The 25,705-nt window shown below is 63.1% G+C and carries 15 protein-coding genes; 10 read left to right on the top strand and 5 right to left on the bottom strand.

Translation table 11 applies throughout. The features are described 5' to 3' along the window. Positions 1 to 2: 2 nt before the first annotated feature. Entirely contained in the window at positions 3 to 725 is a 723-nt protein-coding gene (locus tag K1X11_RS07500; protein WP_221030059.1) for a phosphoadenylyl-sulfate reductase, read from the top strand. Positions 726 to 836: 111 nt separating this feature from the next. Here the strand turns inward: K1X11_RS07500 and K1X11_RS07495 are convergent, their stop codons facing one another. Both K1X11_RS07495 and K1X11_RS07490 read right to left on the bottom strand, forming a co-directional pair. Continuing rightward, a complete protein-coding gene (locus K1X11_RS07495) occupies positions 837 to 1,124 on the bottom strand; it encodes a hypothetical protein (RefSeq protein WP_221030060.1) in 288 nt (95 codons plus the stop codon). Beyond that, entirely contained in the window at positions 1,121 to 1,651 is a 531-nt protein-coding gene (locus K1X11_RS07490; protein WP_221030061.1) for a dihydrofolate reductase family protein, read from the bottom strand. Before K1X11_RS07490 ends, K1X11_RS07495 begins: the two co-directional genes overlap by 4 nt. A 92-nt stretch (positions 1,652 to 1,743) precedes the next feature. Here K1X11_RS07490 and gmd point away from each other — a divergent pair, with 92 nt between their 5' ends. The 4 genes from gmd to K1X11_RS07470 all read left to right on the top strand — a co-directional run bounded on the left by gmd (position 1,744) and on the right by K1X11_RS07470 (position 6,021). After that, entirely contained in the window at positions 1,744 to 2,760 is a 1,017-nt protein-coding gene (gene gmd, locus K1X11_RS07485; RefSeq protein WP_221030062.1) for a GDP-mannose 4,6-dehydratase, read from the top strand. 95 nt (positions 2,761 to 2,855) lie between these two features. After that, positions 2,856 to 3,791, top strand: a complete 936-nt coding sequence (gene fcl / locus K1X11_RS07480; RefSeq protein ID WP_221030063.1) for a GDP-L-fucose synthase — start codon at positions 2,856 to 2,858, stop codon at positions 3,789 to 3,791. Positions 3,792 to 4,071: 280 nt separating this feature from the next. Then, a complete protein-coding gene (locus K1X11_RS07475) occupies positions 4,072 to 4,344 on the top strand; it encodes a TM2 domain-containing protein (protein ID WP_221033280.1) in 273 nt (90 codons plus the stop codon). 177 nt (positions 4,345 to 4,521) lie between these two features. After that, complete coding sequence (locus K1X11_RS07470; RefSeq protein ID WP_221033279.1) at positions 4,522 to 6,021, top strand: pyruvate carboxylase subunit B; 1,500 nt, start codon at positions 4,522 to 4,524, stop codon at positions 6,019 to 6,021. Between the two features lie 115 nt (positions 6,022 to 6,136). Here the strand turns inward: K1X11_RS07470 and trpB are convergent, their stop codons facing one another. Next, positions 6,137 to 7,339, bottom strand: coding sequence for a tryptophan synthase subunit beta (trpB, locus tag K1X11_RS07465; RefSeq protein ID WP_221033278.1), 1,203 nt, complete (start codon positions 7,337 to 7,339; stop codon positions 6,137 to 6,139). A 199-nt stretch (positions 7,340 to 7,538) separates the two neighbouring features. On the opposite strand from trpB, the gene prfB reads away from it, so the two are divergent. From prfB to K1X11_RS07450, 3 genes are all read left to right on the top strand, one after another. Continuing rightward, a protein-coding gene (prfB, locus tag K1X11_RS07460) for a peptide chain release factor 2 (protein ID WP_221033277.1) occupies positions 7,539 to 8,685 on the top strand; the annotation gives its coding sequence in 2 pieces (ribosomal slippage) (positions 7,539 to 7,610 and positions 7,612 to 8,685; 1,146 coding nt in all). Positions 8,686 to 8,818: 133 nt separating this feature from the next. Next, positions 8,819 to 10,231 carry a hypothetical protein gene (locus tag K1X11_RS07455; RefSeq protein ID WP_221033276.1) on the top strand — a complete coding sequence of 471 codons (1,413 nt, stop codon included), beginning with the start codon at positions 8,819 to 8,821 and terminating at the stop codon, positions 10,229 to 10,231. A 111-nt stretch (positions 10,232 to 10,342) separates the two neighbouring features. After that, positions 10,343 to 18,079, top strand: coding sequence for a LysM peptidoglycan-binding domain-containing protein (locus K1X11_RS07450; RefSeq protein WP_324726135.1), 7,737 nt, complete (start codon positions 10,343 to 10,345; stop codon positions 18,077 to 18,079). 313 nt (positions 18,080 to 18,392) lie between these two features. On the opposite strand, the gene K1X11_RS07445 is transcribed toward K1X11_RS07450, so the two are convergent. Then, the gene (locus K1X11_RS07445; protein ID WP_221031105.1) at positions 18,393 to 19,064 is read right to left on the bottom strand and encodes a class II aldolase/adducin family protein; all 672 of its coding nucleotides are present in this window, start codon (positions 19,062 to 19,064) and stop codon (positions 18,393 to 18,395) included. A 120-nt stretch (positions 19,065 to 19,184) separates the two neighbouring features. Further along, positions 19,185 to 24,524 carry an RCC1 domain-containing protein gene (locus K1X11_RS07440; RefSeq protein ID WP_221031104.1) on the bottom strand — a complete coding sequence of 1,780 codons (5,340 nt, stop codon included), beginning with the start codon at positions 24,522 to 24,524 and terminating at the stop codon, positions 19,185 to 19,187. 168 nt (positions 24,525 to 24,692) lie between these two features. On the opposite strand from K1X11_RS07440, the gene K1X11_RS07435 reads away from it, so the two are divergent. Then, positions 24,693 to 25,133 carry a hypothetical protein gene (locus K1X11_RS07435; protein WP_221031103.1) on the top strand — a complete coding sequence of 147 codons (441 nt, stop codon included), beginning with the start codon at positions 24,693 to 24,695 and terminating at the stop codon, positions 25,131 to 25,133. Positions 25,134 to 25,149: 16 nt separating this feature from the next. Beyond that, on the top strand, positions 25,150 to 25,662 hold the full coding sequence (locus tag K1X11_RS07430) for a DUF502 domain-containing protein (protein ID WP_221031102.1): 513 nt from the start codon (positions 25,150 to 25,152) through the stop codon (positions 25,660 to 25,662). Positions 25,663 to 25,705: the final 43 nt, after the last annotated feature.

Below are 25,705 nucleotides of genomic sequence, written 5' to 3'. Positions count from 1 at the left end.
CCATGAGTTCTGTTGCCTTGACTTCACCTGAGATCGATGCCGCCGCGCTGGAAGCGTTGGATGCGGCCGGGCGCGTGCGCTGGGCGGCCGACGCCTTTGGCGACGGCCTGATCCTGACCACCAGCTTCGGGGTGCAGTCGGCCGTCATGCTGCATCTGGTTACTCAGGTGGTGCCGGATATTCCGGTGGTGTTCATCGACACCGGCTACCTGTTTCCCGAGACCTACCGCTTTGCCGATGAGTTGGAGAAAAAGCTCAAACTCAACCTCCAGGTCTACACCCCGCGCCTGACCGCGGCCCGTCAAGAGGCCTTGTATGGCAAACGCTGGGAACAGGGCGTCGAGGGGCTCAAGACCTACAATCTCATCAACAAGGTCGAGCCGATGGACCGCGCGGTGCGCGACCTCGGCGCGGTGGCGTGGCTGGCGGGTTTGCGTCGTTCGCAGGCCAGCACGCGCGAGCAGCTGCCGGTGGCCCAGCAGCAAAACAAGGTCACCAAGGTGCATCCCATCATCGATTGGGACAACCGCACCGTGCACCGCTACCTCACCGAGCACGGCCTGCCGTATCACCCGCTGTGGGAGCAGGGTTACGTGTCACTCGGCGACTGGCACAGCTCCGCGCCGCTGACCGCCGGTATGAACGAAGAGGATACGCGCTTCGGCGGCCTCAAGCGCGAGTGCGGCCTGCATGAGCTGAGCGGCCAGCCCGACTTCCAGATCTGAGATCCGGAAGGAATGGGGATTTTCACCGCGAAGCGCGCGAAGAAACGTAGATCCGGCGAAGCGACCCAGAGGGGGTATCTGTGATAATCCGTAAGATCCGTGGCTGAAAACTCAGGCTGACGATTCGCTCGTTTCTTCCTCCGGGAGGTCGCCGGCTTTTTTGGCCTCGTAGACCTTTTTGACCGTGAGCACGAGCGCCGTGCCCGGCGCCCAGATACCGAAGAAAAAGCCCAGCGTTTTGACGCCGTTCATTACCAATTGGGACGGCGTGTAGCCGGTCTCGAAGATGAGCCCGACCAAGGGAAAGATGATCGCGCCGAGCACGGCACCGGCGAGGGTGATGCCCAGCATCCATTTCAGGAAATAGAAGGGCCAGCGGGGAATCTTGAAGCGCGTCATCGGGAAACCGCGTAGCGCAGCACAACCGAGTCACTGTCGTCGAGCCGCGTCTGTTCAAGGAGGGTGAGCTTTACGTCATGGCGTGCCTGCACCAGCGGGGTGCCGGCGCCAAAGATGCGCGGTTCAATGGTGACCCAGATTTCGTCCACCAACCCGGCGGCGAGAAAGAGATCGTGCACGTGGGCTCCGCCCAGCACCGCAAAGTTGCTCCGGCCAGCGGCCACCACGCTAGCGTGCACCTCGGCGGCGATGGCGGCGGTAAAATCGAGCGCCCCCGGGGCCGCGTCGTCCTTCCACGCCTCCGGTGAGCGGGTCATGATCAGGCGATGCACTCCGTCGTCGCGTTTGGCGAGGATGACGTCACGCACCGTCTCGTAGGTGGTCCGTCCCATCACCAGCGCATCAAAACGCGGCAGGCAGGAGCGAAACCACGCCTGATCGGCCGACGATGCCCAGGCGGTGCCGGCGTCGTCGTGACGGGTGATGAAGCCGTCCAGGGATTGGGCGACGATGAGAACAGTGCGCATCCGGCTGACTGTGCACGCTCGCTCGGTTGCTGCAAGTGACCTCGCTTTGCGCGCTTGCGGGGCTGAGCCGCAGTCGTTGAGGTGACCGGTTCATGAAGAAAGCCCTCATCACTGGTATCACGGGTCAGGACGGATCTTACCTCGCCGAGCTCCTGCTCGACAAAGGCTATGAGGTGCACGGCATCATCCGCCGGGCCTCCACCTTCAACACCAGTCGGATCGACCACCTCTACCGCGACCCGCACGTGAACGGGGTGAAGCTGTTTCTGCACTACGGTGACCTGGCCGACAGCGTGCAGATGGTGAAGCTGCTCTACGATCTGCAGCCCGATGAGATCTACAACCTCGGTGCCCAGTCCCATGTGCGCGTGTCCTTCGATGTGCCGGAATACACCGGTGACGTGGTGGGCCTCGGCGCCCAACGCATCCTCGAAGCGATTCACGAAGCCGGTCTGGTGAAGAAGGTGCGTTATTACCAAGCCTCCTCCTCCGAGATGTTCGGCAAGGTGCAGGCCGTGCCGCAGACCGAATCCACGCCGTTTTACCCGCGCTCGCCTTACGCCTGCGCCAAGCTCTACGCGCACTGGCTGACGGTGAACTACCGCGAGTCCTACAACCTGCACGCATCTTCCGGCATCCTCTTCAACCACGAGTCCCCGCGCCGCGGCGAAACCTTCGTCACCCGCAAGATCACTCGCGCGGCCACCCGCATCAAACTCGGCCTGCAGGACGCCCTTTACATGGGCAACCTCGATGCCCAGCGCGACTGGGGTTACGCCAAGGAATACGTCGAGATGATGTGGATGATGCTCCAGCAGGATAATCCCGATGACTACGTGGTCGCGACCAACGAAACCCACTCGGTGAAGGAGTTCATCCAGGAGACCTTTGCACTGCTCGATTTGGACTGGGAGAAGTATGTGAAATACGACGCCCGTTACGAACGTCCGGCCGAAGTGGAGCTGCTCATCGGCGATCCGGCCAAAGCCAAGAAGCAACTCGGCTGGGAGCCGCAGGTGCGCTTTAAGGAGCTGGTCAAGATCATGACCGAAGCCGACCTCGAACTGGCCAAACGCGAAGCCCAGATCGCGGCGCTGCCCGCGCTGTGATGCACTAGCGAGTAGTGGGTAGCGAGTAGCGAGCATACGCCGGTCGCCGACCCTATTTCTACTCGCTACCCGCTACTGACTACTCGCTACTGAAAATGAAACTCTTCATCGCTGGACATCGTGGCATGGTGGGCGGGGCGCTGGTGCGGCGCTTTGCGCAGGAAGCGGACGCTGACATCGTCACGCGCACCCGCGCCGAGCTCGACCTCACCAATCAGGCCGCGGTCGACGCGTTCTTCGCCTCCGAGAAACCCGACGTCGCCATCATCGCCGCGGCCAAGGTTGGCGGTATCCACGCCAACAATACCTACCCGGCGGAGTTCGCCTACGACAACCTCGCCCTCGCCACCAACTGCATCCATGCGGCCTACCGCAATGGGGTGGGGCGACTGCTCTTTCTCGGCAGCTCGTGCATCTACCCGAAGCTGGCCCCGCAGCCCATGCCGGAGGATTGTCTGCTCACCGGCCCGCTCGAGCCGACCAACGAAGCTTACGCCATCGCCAAGATCGCCGGCCTCAAACTGGCCGAGTATTACCGTCGCCAATACGGCGTGTGTTACCACTCCGCCATGCCGACCAACCTCTATGGTCCGGGCGACAACTACCACGCGCAGAACTCCCACGTGCTCCCGGCGCTCATCCGCCGCTTCCATGAAGCGAAGGAAAGCAAACAAGCGGAGGTCGTGGCCTGGGGCACGGGATCACCGAAGCGAGAGTTTTTGCATGTCGACGATCTGGCCGACGCCTGCGCTTTCCTGCTCGGCATGGCCGAGCCGCCGGACCTGATCAACGTCGGCACCGGCACGGACGTCTCGATCAAAGAACTCACTGAAATCGTGGCCGAGGTAGTCGGATATGCGGGCACGATTACCTGGGACAGCAGCAAACCCGACGGCACGCCGCGCAAGCTAATGGACGTTTCCAAGCTGAGCGCCCTCGGCTGGAGCGCCCGCATCGCGCTGCGCGAAGGGGTAACGAAGACGTATCAATCGTTCTTGGACGAAATGGCCGCCGGGACGTTGCGGGTTTAGGCCGACGTACGTCGGCCTAAAGGGTCTTAAGGTCTTAAAGTCTGTTGGTCTAAAGGTCGCGTCTGCGGGAGGACCCGCGCCCCGGGGGGCTGGCAGGCCAGCCCGCTACAAGGTGGTGCGGTTGACGGGAGGTAGGGGCTTGGCTCGCCAAGCCCGTTGCGGAGGAAGGTGCGTCGGCGGTGCGTTTTTGTTTTCGGTTTCGACTTGAACCGGTGCGTGGGCACAGGATTTGCGGTGCGTTGCGACGCATCTCCCAAACAACCCACGACACCTCCGAACCATGAGTGACCTTCCTCCTCCTTCATCTGCTGGCGCCGATAAGAAAATTCCCGCCGGTATCTGTGGCATCCTGCTCGGCTCGCTCGGCGTGCACAAATTCATCCTCGGTTACACCAAGGAGGGTATCATCATGCTGCTCGTCAGCATCCTGACGCTGGGCATGTTGGCCCCAATCATGGGCCTCATCGGTCTCATCGAGGGCATCGTGTATTTGGTGAAGCCGGACGACGAGTTTGTCGCCACCTATGTGCAGGGGCGCAAAGGTTGGTTTTAAGCGCCACACCCCCGGTCCTCTCGACCGCGATTCTGCGTCGATCTGAAGCCCGCAAACGCTTCCCGTTTCGGGGGCTTGCGTTTGCGGTTTCGGGCCCAGCGATCACATAAGCGCAAAATGCGCGCAGCCGGGAACGTCCCTCCTGCGCTAGACTGCAAGCAGTCTCCTATTCGCACTATGTCCAAGCCCGTCGCATTCACCAATACCGTCCTTCGTGACGGCCATCAGTCGCTCGCTGCTACTCGCATGTCGACTGCGCAGATGTTGCCGGCTGCCCCCATCCTCGATGAACTTGGTTTCCATGGTCTCGAAACGTGGGGCGGCGCAACCATCGACTCCTGTCTGCGCTTTCTGAACGAGAACCCCTTCGACCGCCTGCGGGCCCTGAAGAAGGCCGCGCCCAAGACGCCTCAGCTCATGCTGCTGCGTGGTCAAAACATCGTCCAATACACCAGTTTTCCGGACGACGTGGTGGAGGCCTTCGTGCGAGCCAACGCCGCCGCCGGGCAGGACGTGTTCCGTATCTTCGACGCGCTCAATGACACGCGTAATTTGCGCACCGCCATCAAGACGGTGCTCGATTGCGGCAAGCACGCCCGCGGTGAGATCTGCTACACCACCAGCCCCGTCCACACCATCGACGCCTTCGTGAAGATGGGCATCGAGCTCAAGGAGATGGGCTGCCACTCCCTCGGCATCAAGGACATGGCCGGCATCATCAAGCCGCGCATCGCCTACGATCTGGTGAAGCAACTCAAGGCCAAGGTCGGCCTGCCTATCACCATCCACACGCACGACACCGCCGGTCTCGGCGCCGCCTCCTACATGGCAGCCATCGACGCGGGCGTGGACGTGATCGAGACCTCGATCAGCCCCTTCGCCAACGGCACCGCCCAGCCCGACACTGTGCGCATGCTCGCCCTCCTCGAAGGCCACGAGCGTTGCCCGAGCTACGACATCGATAAGCTCCGCGAGCTCGGCGAATACTTCAAAGGCGTCTACGCCGAACTCTCCAAGTTCACCAACCCGGCCAACGAGCGCGTCGATGCCGACACCCTCGCTTACCAAGTCCCGGGTGGCATGCTTTCCAACTTCCGCAACCAGCTCAAAGAGCAAGGCATGGCCGACCAATTCGACGCCGTAGTGGCCGAGATCCCGGTCGTGCGCGCCGCGCTCGGTTACATTCCGCTGGTCACGCCGACCTCCCAGATCGTGGGCAGCCAGTCCATGCTCAATGTGAAGTTTGGCCGCTGGAAGAACATCTCCCAGCCCGCCATCGACATCGCTCTGGGCAAATACGGCAAGACCCCGGGCCCGATCGACCCGGAGCTCATGAAGCTCGTGCTCCAGCGCAGCAACCAGAAGCCCGTCGAAGGCCGTCCGGCCGATGGCCTCGAACCGCGCATGCCGAAGCTCCGCGAGGAGCTCAAGGCCAAGGGCCTGCCGACCGACGACGAGGCCTGCGTGCTGCACGCCATGTTCCCGGTCGAGTTCGCCGCATTGCACAAGAAGAAGGACGCGCCGGCTCCGGCCGCGGCTGCGCAGCCCGCCAAGGCCGTCACGCCGCCGCCTCCGGCTGGCAAGCCCGCCGCTGCTGCTGGCACCGGTGCCACGACGCGTCTGCGTCTCACCGTCGAAGGTCAGGCCCACGAGGTCACCGTCGAAGAGGTGAGCTGAGCTCAAGTCGAGCCACTCGATACCATTCTGCCTAACACCAAAAGGGCGGCCCGCGAAAGCAGGCCGCCCTTGCTTTTGGTGAAGGGGTGAAAGGCGACAATCGCCGCCGCGCGGCTCAGTCCGGCAGACCGTATTTCTCGACCACGAAGTCGATGTCCTTGTCGCCGCGGCCGCTGAGGTTGATCAACACCGACTGGCGCGGGTTGGCCTGCGCCAGCTTGCAGCCGTGGGCGACCGCATGGGCGCTTTCGAGAGCCGGGATGATGCCCTCAAGGCGACTCAACTCGTAGAACGACGCGATCGTTTCGTCGTCGGTGGCCGACGCGTAATTTACGCGACCGAGTTCGTGCAGCATGGAATGCTCCGGGCCGACGCCCGGGTAATCCAAACCGCTGGCCACCGAGTAGACGGGCGCGGGTTCACCCTTGTCGTCCTGCAGCACGTAACACTTGAAGCCGTGGATCACGCCCGGTTTGCCCAGCGTGATGGTGGCGGCATGTTCGCCGACCTGTTCGAGGCTGCGACCGGCCGGTTCGACGCCGTGCAGCGCGATGTCTTCGTCGTCGATGAAGGCCGAGAAGATGCCCATGGCGTTGCTGCCGCCACCGACGCAGGCCACGACGTTGTCGGGCAGCTCGCCCGTCATTTCCATGAATTGCTCGCGCGCCTCGATACCGACCACGCGTTGGAAGTCGCGCACCATCATCGGGAAGGGGTGGGGACCGACGACGGAGCCGATGCAGTAGATCGTGTTTTCCGGATCCTTGAGGTAGGACTCGAAGGCGGAGTCGACCGCCTCCTTCAGCGTTTTGAGTCCGTGCGAAACTGGCACCACCTCGGCACCGAGGATCTTCATGCGCACGACGTTCGGGTGTTCCTTGGCGATGTCGACTTCGCCCATGTGGATCTCGCACTCGAGGCCAAAGTAGGCGGCGGCGGTGGCGAGGGCGACACCGTGTTGACCGGCGCCGGTTTCGGCGATCAGGCGCTTCTTTCCCAAGTGCTTGGCGAGGAGGGCCTCACCCATGCAGTGGTTGAGTTTGTGCGCGCCGGAGTGGTTGAGGTCTTCGCGCTTCAGGTAGATGCGGCCGCCGTATTTGGCGCTGAGCGAGCGGCAGAAGTAAACCGGGGTGGGGCGCCCTTGAAAGTGTTTCCGGATGCTGCGCAGCTCGGAAATGAACTCGTGGGATTTGCTGATCGAGAAATACGCGTCGGTGATCTTCTCCATCTCGGTCTGGAGTTGCGGCGGGATGAAACTGCCGCCGAAACCGTTGAAGAAGCCCTGCGCGTCCGGGTGTTTTTTGAAGTAGCTCTGCATGGGGAAAAGACCGCGATTACAACGGGATACGACCAGTCGAGCCAGCCCATCCCACAAGGCGTCGGCGGGAATGGCCGCTTCGAATCCGGCGCATTAGAAACGTGAACGCCCCCGTTCAGGCCGTGCGTCGTCGCCCCTTTTTCGCACTTGCGCCGGGGCGTGCTCTTTGCGGCGATGACCCTTCACTCATTTGCCGACCATGATCGCACCTGAAACTTACGACCACATAGAGCTCATCAAAAAACGTGCCGGGCAGTTATGGAGGTTTCTTTGACGGAGAACAAAAACTCCGCGAAATAGAAGCCCTCGACGCCCAGATGGGCGCGCCCGATTTTTGGGACAATAACGACAAGGCCCAGCGCCACATCGCCAAGGTCAACGGCCTCAAAAAAGCCGTCCTGCCCGTGGTCGATTTTCGCAAGAAACTCGACGATATCGACGTGATGCTTGAGCTCATCGAAGCCGGCTCCCCCGAGGAACAGGCCGAATACACGGAGGAGCTCGAGACCACCGTCAGCGAGCTGCTGGAGAAGATCGACGAGATCGAAATCGGCGCCTTCCTCACCGGTCGCTTCGACGCCAACAACGCCATTTTCTCCATCCAGGCCGGCGCCGGCGGCACCGAGTCCAACGACTGGGCCGACATGCTCTTCCGCATGTATTCCCGTTGGGCGGAACGCCGCGGCTTCAAGGTCGAGGTGCAGGACGTCCAGGAAGGGGATCAGGCGGGCATTTCCAAGGCCACCATCCTGATCAAGGGCGAAAACGCCTACGGTTACGCCAAAGCCGAACGTGGCGTGCACCGCCTCGTGCGCATCAGTCCTTTCGACTCCAACCAACGTCGTCACACCTCCTTCTCCGCGGTCGACGTCGTGGCGGAGATCAACGACGAGGTGAAGATCGACATCCCCGACGACGACATTCGCGTCGATGTCTATCGCTCCTCCGGCAAGGGCGGACAGGGCGTTAATACGACCGACTCCGCCGTGCGCATCACGCACTTGCCGACCGGCCTCATCGTCACTTGCCAAAACGAACGTTCCCAGATCAAGAACAAGGCCAGCGCCATGAGCGTGCTCAAGGCCCGCCTCTATGAACGCAAACTCGATGAGCAGCGTTCCGAGATGGAAAAGTTCTATGGCGAAAAGGGTGAGATTGGCTGGGGCGCGCAGATTCGTTCCTACGTGCTGCAACCCTACCAGATGGTGAAGGACCTGCGCACCGGCGTCTCCACGGCCGACACGCAGGGCGTGCTCGACGGCGAGCTCGATCCCTTCATCAGCGGCTGGCTCCGCGCCGGCTGCCCGCGTCATCGCAACAAGGACATCAACGTCGACGACGAATAAACCGTCGCGAGGGTGCTCCTATCCCTCGAGATGACCACCGACTGAACGTCTGAAAGGCGGAAATAAGTGAGTCCCCGATTCGCTATTCTGCCTTTCAGCTTTTCAGCGTTTTAGTCGCTCAGCTTTGCACACCATGGAACTCCCGCGCGCCGACTTAGAATCTGCTTTTGCCAACACCTCGCTCTTCGAGGCCAAGACCTGGCAATTGTCGCCCGAGGCCTGGCCGCTCACCCGCGGCGAGGTCGACGAGTTGCAGCGCATCGGCGAGGCCTGCCTGCATTTTCACCAGGCGCTGGAGAACCTCTACCTGCGCTCGGCTGCGGGCAAAAACCTCCTGCGCAACAAATCGCTGCAAGCACCGTGGGTTGCCGAATACCTCGATCGCGGCAAGCCGGCCTCGCTCGTCAAACACGCCCGCGACGCGCGCCAACGCGGCGCCTTGCCCACCGTCCTGCGGCCCGACCTGCTGCTCACCGACGACGGCTTTGTCATGACCGAGCTCGACTCGGTGCCGGGCGGCATCGGCCTCACCGCCTTCCTCAACCGGCTCTACGATGAACAGGGCGAGATCGTGGGGCAGGGGGATGCGATGATCCTTCACTTTTACCAGTCGCTCGCCGCGCTCGCCCCCACCGTGGGAAATCCGCTCATTGCCATCGTGGTGAGCGACGAGTCCGCCACCTACCGTCCCGAGATGCAGTGGCTGGCCGAGCAACTGCAATTGCGCGGCCATCGCGTGTATTGCCTCGACCCCGACGACCTGTTCCCCCTCGGCACCGCGCTCTGCTTCGATATCGACGGCAACCCCGAAAAGATCGACGTCGTTTACCGCTTCTTCGAGCTGCACGACCTCGAAAACATCTCCACCGCCACCTACCTTTTCGAAGCGCTGGAAGCCGACGAGTTGGTCGTCGCGCCGCCCATGCGCCCCTTTCAGGAAGAGAAGCTCGCCGCCGCACTCTTCCACCATCACCTGCTCGGCGACTACTGGCGCGAGGCGCTGCCCAAACGCTCCTTCAAGCAGCTCAACAAACTTTTCCCGCGCTCGTGGGTGGTCGACCCGGCTCCCTTGCCGCCGGGCGCCGTGCTCGACGGGCCGACCGCCGGGGGCCGTGCCCTCGCGCATTGGGGGCAGTTGGCCGAAGCCTCCCAAAAAGAGCGCGACCTCATTCTCAAAATTTCCGGTTACCATGAGTCCGCCTGGGGCGCGCGCAGCGTCGTTTACGGCGCGGACTGCTCCCGCGAGGAGTGGAGCGCCGGCATCGACATCGCGATCCAGGATGCCCTGCACAACCTCCACGTGCTGCAGGAATACCGGAAGCCGCGCCGTCTCAGCCACCCTCTCTATCCGCCGGCGGGCGGCGACCCCGCCACGGCCGGCACGGCCACCTCGCGCCAAGGCCGCCTGCGGCTCTGTCCCTACTATTTTGTCCAGGACGACAAGGTGCAATTGAGCGGCGCCTTGGCGACGTTCTGCCCGCCTGATAAGAAGATCATCCACGGCATGCAGGACGCCGCGCTCCTGCCCTGCCGGGTGGTTGAGTGATCCCCCTCATAACCGGCCCTTGCGCCTTGGGGCAAATTCCCCACAAGAGGGCGTGTGCTTTCACCGGTCGGGAACCACTCAGGTATCTCCAAAACCCTCACACGCCGCATCTTGCCGCGCGGTTTGTGGGTGGCGTCGGTGCTGTGGGCAGCCGGTTCGCTGAGCGCACAGGTTGATGTTGCGACCCTGCGCGAGCGCGCTGAGGCGGGCGACGTAAGTGCGCTGACACTCCTGGGCAACGCCTACATGAACGGCGATGGCGTCGACCAAGACTTCGCCGCCGGTCTGGCCGCCTACGAACAAGCCGCCGCTCGCGGTGATGCGGTGGCCGCGTTTAACCTCGGTCTGGTGCATGAGCTGGGTCGAGGCGTGCCGGCCGATCTCAGTAAAGCCTTTCAGTTCTACCGCCGCTCGGCCGATCTCGGTTTTGTCGAAGCCCAGTTCAACGTGGGCAACATGTATGCCCGCGGCATCGGTGTGCGGCAGGACACCTTGGAAGCGGTGCTGTGGTTTCGGCAAGCGGCCGAGAACGGTCTGCCCGAGGCGATGCTGCACCTCGGCTTGCACTACGAAAAAGGGGAGGGCGTGCAGGCCGATCCCGCCGAAGCCGCCAAGTGGTATCGCCAGGCGATCGCCAAGGGCTCGGTCCAAGCCGCCCACAACCTCGCTCTGCTTCACGAAGAAGGCCGCGGCGTGGCGCGCGACGATGCCGCTGCCGTCGAACTCTACCGCCAGGCCGCCGAGCAGAATTATGGTCCCGCCCAGAACAACCTCGGCATCATGTATGCGGAAGGTCGCGGCGGGCTGCCGCAGAGCCTTGTCGAGGCCTACCCGTGGCTGATGCTCGCCGCCGACAACGGCGCCGATCCGCGCGCCCGCGACATGGTGTTGCGGCGACTGGATCGCGTGCAAAAGGCGGCCGCCGACGTCAAACTCAGCGCTCTGCGCAACCGCCTCGGGCTCGGCCCGGCGACTGCCGTGGCGTCGTCCCCGGCGCCGGCCACAGCCGGTGGCGACGACCCCGTCCTCGAGTCCCGTCTCATCGCGCTGGAGGCCGAAGTGCAACGGCTTCAACGCGAGAACTCCGGCCTCGTCTCGGCCAACCAAAACCTTTCCCGCCAGAAATACGAACTGGAGCAACGGGTCGTGCAGGCCATGGCCCCGGTGGACAACGACGCGGCGGCTCCGGCTCACATCGCCAGCGTGGCGGATAAGCTCCTCGACGTCTCGCCGTCCGACGACGCCACCCGCCGGGTGCTCGAACAAGCCGCCGCGCTCCTGCGCACCGCCGCCGAGGACAACCGCGTGCTGAATGCCGAGGTGAAACGCGCCACCCTCGAGCTCAGTGCCATGGGGCGTCGCCTGCGCCAGGCCGAACGCCGCGCCAACAGCGGCGCCAGTGCATCCGTCGGTGATGACTCCGCCGCCGCCGCGGAACTCGACAACGCCCGTGATCAAATCGTGTCCCTGCAGAGCGATTTGGTGCAGGCCCGTCAACGGGTCGACACCCTCGAAAACGCCCTCGGCAACATCGACGGTCTCAACGCCCGGCTCACTGAACTCGAAGCGGAGAACGGTCGACTTACCCAGCGTATTCGGGAAACCGATACAGCCTTGGCGGAAGCCCGGAATGGAGCAACCGATTCCGCCGAACTCTCGGCCGAACTGACCGCCCGCGACGCCGAAATCGCGGCGCTGCGACAGGCCGGCGAAGAAACGTCGACGCAGCTCACCGCTGCGAGCACGGAACTGGCCGCCCTACGCGACGAAGTGAGCGCGTTGCGCCAATCCAGCGAGCAGGCGGCCGAATTGGCTACGGCGCTCGACATCGCGCGCGCCGCCGAAACCAGCAACGCCGAGCAAGCCCGGGAGCTCGCCGCCGCCCTGCGTGAAGCGCGGGCGCGATCGGAGCAGGCCGATGCCGAACTCGCGTCGCTCACCACGGAGTTGGGCACGCTACGCAGTCGGATCGCCCGCCTGGAGCCCCTCGAGTCTCAGGTGGCCAATTTGCAGCAGGACGCCGCCGCCAGCGAAACCCTGCGGACACAACTGGCCGCCCAACGTGAGCAGGTCGAAACCCTCACCGCACGTCTCGCTGCCGCCGAGTCAGCCGCGGCCGAACTTGCTACGGCGACCCAGCGCGTGGCCGAACTCGAAACGCAACTGCAGCGCGCCACGATCGCCGCGGCGCAGCGCACCGACGCGCAACAAAACGTAGTCGCCGCCCTCGAAGCCGACTTGAGCGCGGCGCAAACCGCCCAAGCCGAAGCCGCCCAGCGCAACGAAACCCTGCGCGATGAACTGGCCGCTCAGGGCGAACAGGTGGCGACCCTCACCGCAAGTCTCGCCGCCGCCGAGTCGGCCGCGGCCGAACTTGCTACGGCGACCCAGCGCGTGGCCGAACTCGAAACGCAACTGCAGCGCGCGATGACCGCCGCGGCGCAAAGCACCGACGCGCAACGAAACGCAGTCGCTGCCCTCGAAGCCGACTTAAACGCGGCGCAAGCCGCTCAAGCCGAAGCCGCCGAGCGCAACGAAACCCTGCGCGACGAACTGGCCGCTCAGGGCGAACAGGTGGCGACGCTCACCGCCCGTCTCACTGCCGCTGAGTCTGCCGCGGCCGAACTCGCCACCGCGACGCAACGCGTGGCCGAACTCGAAACGCAACTGCAGCGCGCGATGACCGCCGCGGCGCAGACGAGCGAGACGCAGCGGGCCGCGGTGGTCGCCTTGCAAAGTCAACTTGACGCCGCGCAACAGGCCCTGACCTCAGCGGAGACTTTGGCCACTGAACGCGCCGCCGCGCTGGCCGCCAGCGCGGATCAAATCACCGAGCTGGAAAGCCGTGTCGCCCAGGAGGCGATCTGGGCCTCTGATTTGGAAGAGGCCAATCAACGCGTCGTCGCCCTGCAGGCCGAATTGCAAGCTGCGCGGGCCGAGTCCGCCCGCGAGCAGAGTCGTCGCGAGAGCGACGCCGAACAAGTCGCAACGTTGCAGGCCGAGTTCAACCGTCTGCGCACGCAGCTCGAGGAGGCGCAGAATATCGCCGAGCGCCGCGCCGAAGTTGTGCGTGAACGCAACGCGGAACTGACTGAGTTAAACGCCCGGCTCGCCAACGAAGCCATCTGGGCATCGGACCTCGAAGAGGCCAACACTCGTGCCGCGACCTTGGCCAGTGACTTGGCTGAGATGCAGAACGTGCGGGACACACTCCTCGCCGATTTGGCCGCGGCCGAACAAACCGCCGCCACCGCCGCCGATCAGATCACAAGCTTGCAGGCCCAACTCGCCGAAGCCGAAACCCTGCGCACGACTTTGACGGAAACCGAGGATCGCGCGACCGCGCTGGCGGCGGACTTGGCCGGAATGCGGGAGGAAAACGCATCGCTGACGGCCGATCTTTCCAACGCCGAAAGACGAATCACCCTCGCGTTAAAGATGCAGGACGAGGCGGCTGATGATCGTTTGCAATTGTCGGCCCGCCTGGCCGCTGCGGAGGCGGAGGCCGAGCAGCTGGCCGCTCTGCAGGTCCAGGTCAGCGACTTGCAGGAAACGCTCTCCGGTCGGGATCGCGAACTCGACGAACTGCGCACGGCACTCGCCCGCCAAACCGAGACCGAGGCCGCGCTGAAGGTGGCGGTGGAGCGCGTTGCCACCTTGGATGAACAGCTCTCTGCGGCGCGGACTGCGGTGGCCGGTTTGCAAGCGACCACGGCTGAGCGTGAGGACTCTCTCGCCACGCTCCAAGCGAGTGAGCAACAACTCAACGCGACCCTCACGGCGACGCAGGCGCAGGTGGGCGAGTTGGAGACCGCGTTGACCGAGGCTCGGGCCGCCGCCGCCGACGCCGCCCTGTGGCGCGACCTCGCCAGCAAGGCCGACGTGCAACTCCAGCAGGTGCGTGGTGAGTTGGCCGCGCTGCAGTCGAGAGCCAATACCGAGCGCGCCGATTTCCAAACCGCCACCGCTGCCCAACTGGAAAGTTTGCAGGAAAGCGCAGCGCGCGTGACTTCGTTGGAAGATGCCCTGCGCGACCGCGAGGCGGCCGTCGCGGATTTGACCGCGCAGACCGAGAGTGACGCCACCGAAATCGCCCGCTTGCAGACCGCGTTGGCGCGGGCCGCCGATCTGGACGCCACGGCCGCGAACCTACGGGTGGAGTTGGCCGAAGCGCGCACCGAAACCGTCGAGACCCAACGCGAAGCCAATCGCCTGTCGGGCGAGCTCGCCGAACGGGTGGCCGCACTGGAGACCGCCAATCAGGAACTTAACCAAGTCCAAGCTCGTCTCGCCGACACCCAGGCGGAGCGGGAAAGCTTGGCCACGAGTCTGGCCGAAACCCGGCAGGCACTTTCCGGACTCACCACCGAGCACGAGGATTTGCTGGAACGTTACGCCACGCTCGAAGCCGAGGTGACCCGCAGCCAAAACACCGCCTCGACCCAATTGGCCGCGTTGGCCGCGGAGCGGGATAACTTGGTGGATCAGTTGGCCACCGCGCGTGAGCAGGTAGAACAGTGGCGCGTGGAAGCGCAGACGGCGGCAGAGGAAGTGGACGAATTGGGGCGGGTGGAAAACTCTTACGCGCAAAGCCTTCGCCGTATCGAAAGGTTGGAGACACAGCTCGCGGAGGCGCGCGAAGCTGGCGCTCGGGCGCAGCAGCTTGAAACCTCGAACAGCGATTTGACCGCGCAGGTTGCGGCGTTGGAGGCCCGCCTGGAGGTAGCGGCCGACGAGCGGAACCTTCTGGCAAATCAGCTGGAGTCGGCCGAAAGCACGGTCGCCGAACTGGCGACGGTGCGCGCGTCGCTCGCGCAAAGCCAGCAGCGGGCCGAGTCGCTCGACGCCGAGTTGGCCCAAGTTCGGGCGCGGCTCGCCGATGCGGGCGAAGTGCAGGCGAACAATGCCGAGCTGCAGGACCAGATCGCCTCGCTGGAGTCGCGCTTAGCGGAGGCGACCGATGAGCGAAATCGTTTGTCGAATCAGTTGGAGTCGGCTGAAGCCACGGTCGCCGAGCTGGCGACGGTGCGCGCGTCGCTCGCGCAAAGTCAGCAACGGGCCGAGTCGCTCGACGCCGAGTTGGCCCAAGTGCGGGCTCGGCTCGCCGATGCGGGCGAAGTGCAGGCGAACAATGCCGAGCTGCAGGACCAGATCGCCTCGCTGGAGTCGCGCTTAGCGGAGGCGACCGATGAGCGAAATCGTTTGTCGAATCAGTTGGAGTCGGCTGAAGCCACGGTCGCCGAGCTGGCGACGGTGCGCGCGTCGCTCGCGCAAAGTCAGCAACGGGCCGAGTCGCTCGACGCCGAGTTGGCCCAGGTGCGGGCGCGGCTGGCGGCGACCGAGAGTGGCTTGGCCGACGATGCTGCGCTGCGCGATCAGGTCGCGACGTTGGAATCGCTGTTGGCGTCGGCGACGGACGAAGCGCAGCGTTGGCAGCGCGAGTCGGAAACGTTGACCGCGCAACTTGAGTCGGCTGACGCGATGAGCGCGGAGTTGGCGACTGCCCGTGCGTCCTTGGCCCAGCGGGAGCAGGACGTGGCGAGCTTCCGGCGCGAGCTTACGCAGGCGCGGGAACAATTGGCCGACACCGCCGAGGTGCAGTCGACCAACGCCGCGATGCGCGATCAGCTGGCCGCGCTGGAGACGCAATTGACCGGGGTAACCGGCGATGCCGAACGCTGGGAGGCGGAAGCGAACCGCTTGTTGACTCAACTTGAAGCTGCGCGGGAGGACGCTGGCGAAGTAGTGACGGTCCGCACCGCGTTGTCCGAAAGCGAGGAACGTGTCCAGGCGCTGCAGGAGGAATTGGGCATGCTGCGGACCGAGCTCGCTGCCGCGGATAACACCAGCGAAGCCAACGTGGCGCTGCGCGACCAGTTGGCGGCGTTGCAGGCAGAGTTGTTGGCGTCGAATGAAGCGGCGGAGGCGTGGCAGTCCGAGGTGGCGACGCTCAATATCCAACTGGCGGCGGCGACGGATGCGGCCGGTGAGTTGGCGGCGACACGCGACTCGCTGGCGCAAGCCCGCGGGGTGATCGCGAGTCTGCAGGATGAGCTGCAGTTGGCGCGCAGCCGGGTGGGGGATTTGGACACCGTGGCGTCGGCCAAGGTGGCGGCGGAGACCGAGGCGCGTCAGCTGCGCACGCAGAACGAACGCCTGCGGGAACAACTTGCGTCCGCCGAACGTTTGTTGACCGATGCGGATCAACAGTCGGAACGTATCGCCGGACTGGTGACAGCGCGCGATTACGCGGTGAACGAGGCCAGTCAGTTGGCCGACGAGCTGGCCGGTATTCAGTCCAAGTTGGACGAAAACAACGCGACCATCGCCGAGCTGACGGGGGAGAATCTGCGCCTGCAGGGCGACCTGGAGGCGTCTGAAAAGGCGGTTGCGGCGGCGCTGGCCGCCCAGGCTGCAGCGGTCGAGGAAGCCGGCATGAACCCGGCGCTCGAAATGGAAGTCGCGACGCTGCAAGGCCGCGTGCAGCAAGTCGAAGAACAGATGGCCGAGGAACGGGCGGCGGCAGCCCGGGAGTTTGCGGCGCTCACCGTGCAGTTGCAGCGCGCCCGAGAGACCGCGAAGTCGCTCACCGACGCCAATCGCGCCCTGCTCGCCACCCGCGAGATGGACGAGGAGGCGGCGCAGGGCCGTTTGGCCGATCTCGAACGTGAAGTCGCCGAACTGGTGAATGCCGATGCCGAGTTGCGGGCGGAGAACCTCGCGTTGCAAACTGCGCTCAGCGAGGCGCAGGCGGCGCCGAAGCCGCCAGCCGATTGGCAACAGACCCGGCAGGCGCTCACGGCTCGCATCGAGAATTTGAATACGCAGCTGGCGGAGGCGCAGGCTTACCGTGACCAGGTGAACACGCTGGCGAGCAACAACGACGAACTGCTCGCCGCGCAGGCCGAACTGCAGCAACAGGTCGCCACCGCCCTCACCGAGCGGACCGAGGCAAGTCGACGCGCCGATGCGTTGGCGTCCGACTTGACGGCGGCGCAGGCGGAACGCGCGACCTTGGCCGATCGCGTTGACACACTCACCGCGTCGGCGACCGCGCTTGAGGACGTGCGGGCAGATTTGGCGGCGCTGCGGGGGGCCTATGATTCTTTGAGCCGCGAGAACGCAGCCCTGGCCGAGCAGGTCGCGGCGGCTGAGGCGGCGGCGCAGGAACAGGCGTCGAGCGCGGTGGCCGAATGGACCGCCGAGCGAGCGCGTTTGAACGACGTGATTGCTCGTTTGCAGGCCAACGAGGATACGCTGACCGCGCGGGCGGAGGAAGGCGTGGAAGAATTGGCGAGCGTGCGTAACGAGCTCAACGGCGCGCGTTCGCGCATCGCCAGCCTCGAGCGGGCGGTGGCCGAAGCGACGGCCGACAGCGATCAGGTCGCCGAGCTCGCGGCGCGCGTGCGCGAAGCGGAGCAGGAACTGGTGACGCATCGTTCGGCCAACCTGCGGCTGCAGGAAGCGCTGACCAACGAACGGCAGACGCAGGAAGCCCGCCTCGCGCAGGCACAGCGCGAGAACGCAGCGCTCGCGGGGCGTTTGCGGCAGGCGCAAAACACGTTGGACCAGATCGCCGCCGCGGCCCGGGTGTTGAACCCCAACGCGGGGCCCACGACGGTGACAGCAGGGCGCTCGACGGTGGTGACCACCACGGCCACGCCGCCGGCGACAGCAACGGCCGCAGTGCCGCGCACGCACATTGTGGTGGAGGGCGACTCACTGTCGCGCATCAGTTTGCGCTACTACGGCACGCCCACGCGTTGGCGGGAAATCTATGAGGCCAACCGCGAGTTGCTCAGCGAAGCCAACGCCCTGCGCCCCGGCCAAGAACTACGGATTCCATAACGAATGGGGAATGGTGAGTGGTGAATGGTGAAGGGTGAAAGCGGTAGGGGAGGGGCACACGAAACTCGCGGAGGACCCTGAAGGCGGGGCGGGGGAAGGTAGGGGGGCGAGCCTTGGTCGCCTTTGGCGCCGCCATCTGCGGTTTAACTTGCTCGCGCTCCATTGCCTCTCGGTCTCGCCAGACACGGTAAGTGCCTCTCCATAAATGTGGGTCGGGCTTTACGCCCGACAGCCCACGTTGCCTCCCCGTCCCGGCGAACCTATCCGCGCGCCCGGCGGTCACGCCCCACCTTCACCACTCACCATTCATTCACTATTCACCCTTCTTCATTCCTCCGACTGGCCCGTAGCCGTAGTCGCGGAAACGGTCGACGACGCGCGCCATTTCATCGTCGGGCAGGATGTGCGGCGTGCCGGCGGCGAGGGTTTGCAGGTAGAGTTTGGCGAGGGTTTCGGCTTCGGCAGTGAGCGCGAGGGCTTCGTCGAGATTGCGACCGATCACGACGAGTCCGTGGTTGGCCATGAGCGCGGCCCGGCGGTCGCTGAGGGCTGCGACGACGTTGGCGGAGAGTTCGTCGGTGCCGAAGGTCGCGTAGGGCGCGCAGCGGATCTGGGCGCCGCCGAACAGGGCGACGAGGTAGTGCACCGCCGGCAGGTCACGTCGCAGGCAAGCGACCGCGGTGGCGTGTTGGCTGTGGGTGTGGACGACGGCTTGGGCGTCGGGCCGGGCGCGAAGGATGGCGAGGTGAAAGGGGTATTCGGAGGACGGCTTGCGTGTGCCGGTGATGGTGCCCGACGCGAGATCGACGTGCACGATGTCGTCGGGGGTCATCTGGTGGTAGGGCAGGGAAGAGGGCGTCAGGAAAAAACCGGTGCCGGCCTCGTCGCGCACGGAGACATTGCCGGAGGTGCCCTGGTTGAGCCCACGGGCCTCGAGAGCGAGGCAGGTGTCGATGATTTGTTCACGAAAAAATGAATTGGACACGACCCCAACCGACGCGAAGACCCTTGTTTCAGCAAGCCAGCTTTAGGCTACCGGGCTTGCATTTGCCGAAGTTCGGTTCGTTCCGATCTAGCCGTTTTCGGCATTGGTGATCGAGACCGGTCAAGATGATGGTCCAACGGCAAAACCGTCCGCCGTGCTGGGGGATGGATGATAGGCACCGGTGCGCTGGGTGCCTTCGCGGTGGTTGTAGAGTTCAATCACGCGAAGCAGCTCCGAGAGACTGAGCGCACCATCGCGGTCGGTGTCAGCCGAGTGGAGTTGCTCGGGGACACTTTCACGGGGTGCTGGGGCGAAACCATCCTCCGTCGATGGATCGGGGTGATACTCGCCAGTGCGTGTGGTGCCGCTCCGATAGTTGTAGAGTTCGATTACGCGAAGGAGCTCGGACAATGACAGGAGAAAATCATCGTTCACGTCGGCAGAGTGAGTTGCGGGCGCTTCAGGCAACAGGAGCGGATCGGGTATGGCCACCTGGTCCAAAACATTATCTGCCAAGCTGAGCGTTGCCAGGGCGATCAAGGACTGCACCCCGGTGGCATCTTCGGGAACTTGGAGAGAGTAGGAAAATGTAAAAGGACTCGCTGGCGCGATGGTCCACCTCCATTCCAACAAGTCGGTGTCGCCCGGACGCGGGGAAACCACCGTTCCCTCCTCGTTGGAGTCCCCCGCAAAAGTCCAGGACTGGTCCAAGTTTGACGGTGGAATGACTGACCAAGCGAATCCGGACAAAGGGCCAGCATAGGTGATCGTATTGTCGATCATCACGGTGCCTCCAGCCCTATAGCCATAGCCCCGCACTTCATGAGAGGTGGACAAGGAAAGGAGTGAAAGGGTGGCGGCTTCCGACGAAACCGATCCGGCCGAGTTGGCGACTTCCACCCGGTAGTTCCCCGCATCTGCCAGGCTCGTGCTGCTGACAGTGAAGGACGTGGAGGTGGCCCCCGCGATTGCGCCATCGTCCTTGAACCATTGGTAGGCCAGGGGAGCGGGCCCCTCAGCTGTGACCGTGAACGTGTAACTCTGGCCAACAAACCCGGCCTGCGATTGAGGGTGCTGGGTAATGACCGGTGCCTCGATGACGACCAGAGTGGTCGCATCGGAGGTCACGCTTCCCTTCGGGTTGCTCACCACTACATCGTAGCTCCCGGCATCTTCGGCCATCGCGGAGGCGATGGTATAGCTGGAGTCGGTTGCTCCGGAGATCGGCTCGCCGTCGTGGCGCCACTGATACTCGGGCGCCGGCACTCCGCTGGCCACTACGGTCAGCGTCACGTTTTCGCCAATCGCCACCGTTTGGCCGAGCGGCTGCGTCTCGATCGCCGGGGGCGTATGCACGGTCAGGTGCACTGTCTCCGAAGTGATGGTGCTCACCGCGTTGCTGACCATGACGTCGTAGTCGGCATCGTCGTTCAACGATACCGACTCGATCACCAAGCTTGCCGCCGTTGCGCCGACAATCGCTTCGCCGTTTCTGCGCCACTGGTAACTTGGTGCGGGCACACCGTTTGCCGTGACGCTCAGGGTCGCGCTATTGCCCGTCACCACGGTCTGTGCGATGGGCTGAGTCTCGATCACCGGCGGTGCCTGCACGGTTAGGTGAGCCGGCGCGGAGGTCACGGTATCGAGCTCATTAGATATCATAACGGTGTAATCGGCATCGTCACTTAGCGACACCTCCTCAATTACGAGACTAGGTGCTGTTGCGCCTGCGATAATTTCGCCATTGCGGTGCCATTGATAGGACAGCGCCGATCCGGTGGCCTCGACCGAGAGGATTACGCGGTTTCCCACCACTGTTGAGGCATTCTCGGGTTGCGCTGCGATGTCTGGGGCAAGCGGTCGGAATCGCCAAGTTTGACCAAATCCTGTGACCACTTGGGATAGTCCTGTGGCCACCAATAAAGGCGTGCTGGCATCTTCGGTCGTTCCATTTCCAAACTGGCCCGAGTAGTTACTGCCGATCGCCCAGAAAGTGCCATCGGTTTTGAGAAACACCGTCGTATCTGCATTAACGGATACCGCAGCGACTTCGGTCGCGATCTGCACCGGAGTGATGCGAGTGCTCGTTGAGCCGTCACCCAGCTGATGAAGGTAGTTATACCCCATGCCCCAGAGTCGGCCGTCCGAAGTGATAAACATACTGAAGTGGTGACCCGCGTCTGCTGAAACCACATCGGTCGCGATTTGGACAGGTTCATGCCGATCGGTTTGCGTGCCATCTCCCAGCTGGCCGAAATTGTTTTCGCCCATTCCCCAAAGTGTGCCATCGGCCTTGATGAACAGAGTATGGGTATCGCCGGCGGCCGCCGAAACCACATCGGAGGCAATCTGAATCGGGGATTGTAAACGCCACGATGTGCTTGTCCCCAATTGCCCGTAGTAGTTGTAGCCCATCCCCCAAAGCGTGCCGTCCGTTTTGATGAACAAACCATGATCAGCACCACTCGCGATGGATAAAACATCGCTGGCGACTGGAACCGGAAGATTGCGTGCGACAGCAGTGCCATCCCCCAATTGTCCATTGTTGTTTTCTCCCATGGCCCAAAGGGTGCCATCCAAGGTCATAAAGTAGCTGAAGCCGTCGCTGGCTTCTGCCTTCACGACCCCCTCTGCCACCTTTACTGGCGTAAGGCGGGTGGTGTTGGTCCCGTCGCCGAGTTGGCCGTGGTCGTTGAAACCGGAGGCCCATAAGCGATTCGCGCCGTCGATCATCAGTCCGTGCCCTCGTCCCGGTGACGCGCCGATAATTCCGTCGGCGATATGCACGGGGGAGAGTTGATTGGTAAAGGTATCGTCACCCGGCTGCACCACTGTGACTCCCCCGGCGCCTTCCAGCCGGAACCCTTGAGTGGCCTGAGAAGTTACCTGCACATCAACGCTCGCGACTTCTCCGGCTATGTTTGATACCCGGACCCAGTAGGAAACCGGATTCGTGACTGCGGGCGTGGCGAAATGCGCGGTCGTCGCGCCTTCCACCGGTGCCGAAACGTCACCGCTCACTCGAGCATACCACTGATAGGACAATGCTTCGCCGGTCGCGTTTACGACTAGCGTTGCCGCGAATCCTGGCAGGACCTCCGTTGCCTCGGGTTGCGCCGTGATCATCGGGGTGCTGACCGTCGTCAGGTTGGCGGCGGGACTGTCGACCACCGCCTGTGGGTGGGTCACCCGCACCCAATACGAGGTCGTGAACGCCAAGGGCCCGGTGTCCAGTGTCGATCCGACCGCACCGATCACGGGATCGCTGATGTCGCCGCTCTCTCCCCGATACCACTGATAGTGGAGGGCATCCGGTTCGGTGCCGACAGTCGAAACGGTGAGCGTCGTCCCCTGTCCGATGGCAACAAACTGGTCTGACGGCTGGGTCGTGATGGCGAGGTATTGCAACATCAGGGTATGCTCGTAGCCCGCCGAGATCGCCTGCACGCCGGATATTGAGGTTACAGGCACGAAGGCGTTTCGGCCCTGGCTGTCGCCGACCCCCAGCTGACCGTAGTCATTGTAGCCGGTGGCCCACAGGGTGCCGTCCGTTTTCACGAAAAGAGTGTGGTAGATCCCGGAATCTACGAAGCTGACCTCACTCGCAAGCTGCACCGGAGTGGGACGAGGCGTGGTGGTGCCGTCCCCCAGCTCGCCGAATTCGTTGGTGCCCATGCCCCACAACGTGCCGTCGTGTTTCAGAAACATGGTGTGGCGGTCTCCAACGTCGGCCATGGCGACTCCGGTCGCGATTTGAACCGGGGTGGTTTGGCTCGTGGTCGTGCCGTCCCCCAATTGGTAGTATTCGTTTTGGCCCATGCCCCACAGAGTGCCGTCCGTTTTCACGAACACGCTGTGTTGGTAGCACGCCGCCATCGAAGCGACGTCCGTTGCGATCTGCACCGGGATGGACCGATTCGTGGAGGTCCCGTCACCCAGTTGCCCGAGACTGTTGAAGCCCACAGCCCATAGCGAGCCGTCTGATTTCAAAATCAGGTTGTGATACACGTTCGTGGTCACCGCCACCACGTCATCGGCGACTTGGACTGGGACATTGCGATCCTGCTGCGTGCCATCGCCCAACTGCCCGAATTCGTTGTAGCCCATCGCCCAGAGTGTGCCATCCGTTTTCACAAACAGGCTGTGGTTGCTCCCAGCCGCCATGGACGACACGTCGTTTGCGATCTGAATTGGAATATCCCTTTTGGTGGTGGTGCCATCCCCAAATTGACCGTAATCGTTCCCCCCCACCGCCCAAAGCGTGCCATCGGTCCCCAGGAATAGACTGTGGGACATGCCTGCTTCGACTTTGGCCAGTCCGGTGGAGATAACGACGGGCTGGTCATAGGACTGCTGATCGCCCCCGCCGAAGCTGATCGGGTCGTTACGTCCGATTCCCAGCAGGACCAGCCCGGGTTCGGTCGTGGGGGCGAGGGCGAAGGTCTCGCTGTCGCTGGTGCCCGCGGCGTTCGAAACCCGCACCCAGAATGAAGCCGGTTCGACAATCGCCGGCGTGTAGAAAACCGCCGCGGTCGCCTCGGCGATCGGCGCAGACGTATCGCCGCTTTCCCCCTGATACCACTGGTAGCTCAAGAGCCCTCCAGTCGCCTCCACTGCCAGCCGTGGAGAAAAGCCCGGTGGAACCTCTACCGTTGGCGACGTAGCCGTGAAGACCGGCACCGTCTGCCTGACCTGGGTCTTCATGCTCACCTCATCGAAGATGAGGAAATTATCCCCCGGCGACTCGGTGTCCCGCGGATACCAAGTCGCGTAAAACGCTTCCGGGGAGGCAACCACCTCGGAGGTGCCCACCAGCGGTTGATCGACCCAGATGGGAACGCCGTCGATGAACGCGGACCAAACGTCGATGGCGGGATCGAACAGAAGCTCGACTTGGTAAAATTGCCCGTTTTCGAAGGTGGCCCCGGTGTCGACAAACGAACCCGAAGCCTGAGAGTAGGCGTAAACGTGAAGGTCGTAATTGCTGAAATTGAGAGACGCGAGTCGGCGCCCATTCCCGTTGAAAAGCTCCAAGTCGAAGTAGTCGTATTGGCTGTTTGAGGAGTCAATAATGGCCAGATTCAGCGAGACAGACAGCACCGGACGTCCAGCATCAGGTGAGGCCCCGTTCACGGTATGACCTGCCCAAACCTGAGTCTGGCCGGCCGGGAGCACATAACCAACATAGGCCTTGCGGCCGATGTCTCCCTCGAAATCGACAATGCCGGTAGATTGGGTGTCGCTTGTCGACCAGCCATCGAATTCGTGGAGTGCAGTATTCTCGCTGCCACTAAAATCAGAGGCGTAAAACTCCACGGATTCCTGTGCTCCAACGCGTAGGGTGAAAGCCATTCCACCCCAGCAGACGATGAATATAAACCAGCATCGAGGTGCTGAAGCCACGATGTGGTTCGCCATCATTTGAGCGAACCGGGCGGGACTTGAATTACGTATTTTCATGGCACTGGAAATAGGGAGCACGTATCAACAAAAGGGGGGGCGACCGTTTCCGGTCAGTGTAGTTTCGAGCTACTCTTGTGTGAAGGACTTGAGATGATGAGGAAGTCGAGCCCGAATAGGTTTACGCTAGCGTGAGCTAGTGTAGTGTCCCTCAAATAGCAGGAACTGATGAATGCGTTGCTCAGAGCCCTATGTTTGATCGCTGCTGGTGTTTGTGCTGAGGCGGCCGACGAGGAGCCGTGCTTTTTTCGGACGACTGCTGAGGCGGAGGATTATGCGAAGTCCTTGTTCGCGGGAGGCGAGGTTCAGGTTTTCGACCTGGGAGATGAGAAGGTGCTCGTTCTCCGGGTTTTCGGATCAGGAGTGCCGGACATCGGTTTCTGGGTTTTCGCGGCCGAGGAAGGTGCGTGGCGGTTAGCCAGCAGATCGATGCCGCCCATTCCGGAAATGCACCGGTTGGAGGTGGATTCCGGGGCGTTGTTTATCGTCGGTGAAGAGACGGGAACTCGAACGAAAATCCATCCGACAGAAAATGAAGCTACCCAGTCGTCGCAGCCAACGACGGCAAGCCGCCGCGGCGAACGAGGTGCTGATGCGCGTCGCGGCTGAGCTGAGACTTAGTCAGATGAAGACATCGGGAATTCGCTGCCTAATCGCCGTCTCAGTTGCCTCGACTGCTTTTCTGGTGGGTTTAGTAGCCTGGCACCCTCTGCTGAGCATCGTTTTCCTCGGGGTCGCGTTGCTCGCTATAGTTTTCGGAGCGTTCTCGACCCTGTTTGCCCTTCTGAGAAGGAAGAAGTCAGAGGCACTTCCGATATTCGGAAGCCTGGCAGCGGTTTCATCGTTTCTTTTCGCAGGCTGGTTCGCCCGCGATGACTTGATGCGGTATGCTATGGTCGCTGAGTCGATGCGGTTGGTGGTTCGTGCGGAGGAATTCCGTCGAAGTGACGGCATCTTTCCCGAGTCGGCAGCGGCTATGCAGCCTTTCGACACTTCCGAGCAAGTGGTCGCTTGGATTGCGGGAGACTCGGTTCGGTATCTACCGTTGGCCGACGGATTCTTCGTCACCAGAGGTGTTTTCATCACCGGTGAGACTTTCTCCTCCTACACCGGTCGTTGGGAGGTTTCCAAATTATGAAAGAGGTTATCCAGCCGCCGATGCCAACGTGGGGCTCGGCCCG

Source organism: Actomonas aquatica (assembly GCF_019679435.2).
GTDB lineage: Bacteria > Verrucomicrobiota > Verrucomicrobiia > Opitutales > Opitutaceae > Actomonas > Actomonas aquatica.
The sequence above is the reverse complement of the archived record's forward strand: the minus strand, read 5'-3'. Positions and strand labels throughout refer to the sequence as shown.